The organism is Rhodococcus sp. T2V, from assembly GCF_029269925.1.
GTDB classification, from domain to species: domain Bacteria; phylum Actinomycetota; class Actinomycetes; order Mycobacteriales; family Mycobacteriaceae; genus Rhodococcus_F; species Rhodococcus_F koreensis.
In genome coordinates, this window is the sequence record NZ_JARJBD010000324.1 from 1 (window position 1) to 901 (window position 901).

General features: G+C 63.2%; 1 protein-coding gene. It reads right to left on the minus strand.

Annotated features, from left to right (window positions below; translation table 11 throughout):
- Positions 1-160: 160 nt before the first annotated feature.
- Complete coding sequence (locus tag P3H15_RS54155; protein WP_276144849.1) at positions 161-604, minus strand: MarR family winged helix-turn-helix transcriptional regulator; 444 nt, start codon at positions 602-604, stop codon at positions 161-163.
- Between the last annotated feature and the right edge of the window lie 297 nt (positions 605-901).

Consider the following 901-nt stretch of genomic DNA (forward strand, 5'->3'; position numbering starts at 1 on the left):
CGAAATGACGAGCACGAGGAGGGCAGTGGCACACAGACCGCCGACTTGCCCGATGAGAGCAACGCGCACAAATGAGATGCGCCGTGACGCCAGACCGCCGATCACATCGGAGATCCCGTAGCTCAGGGCCGAGACCAGCGCCATGGCGATACCCACGACTTCACATCTCCTCCGCGCGTTCGGCCTGCCCGACCGGGCACGGGGCCGAACGCGTACAACTCTTTGGATCACAGAGGCGGCAGATGCGCTGGCCCTGCCCCGTCTCCTCGTAGACGTGCGTCAGGATCTTCTCCAACAGCGCGGCCAGCGCCTGCTGGTCTCTCTCGTCGAGCTTGGCGACGGTGTCAACGAGCGGAGCACTGCGGCCCCTGAGCAACTGCTGCGCGAGTCGATTTCCCTGTGGGGTCGGCCGCACGGTCATCCACCGTCGGTTGGCGGGGCTCGGAATTCGTTCCACGAGGTCATCGGCCTCCAGTGAGTCCACCATCCGAGCGGCGGCCGGCTGGCTCAGCCCCACCCGCCTACCCAGTTCGCTGACGCTCAGCCCCGGATGAGCGAATAGTGAGACCAGGGCTGCCGAACTACTCGCACTCAGCCGTCTCACCGAAGTCGCTCCGCCAACGGTGAGGTCGGTGAGCGCCAGGGAGGCTGCCCCAAGAAGATTGGCCGTGCGTTCGATGTCATGCATACTGCATTACTTCATGCAGCTTGCATGAACGTCAAGGTTGGATCTGAACATCGAGACCCATCTGTGCCTGTCCAATCAGAAAGCGGCGGCAGTTTCAGTCGACGTCTCGTTAGCCACAGCCGATCCAACTCCCACGGGTTCTCATACGGAACGTGCGCAGTGTTCGTCGCGGACCAGAATGCACCCGCATGGTGCCGCCGATGGTGACGACTT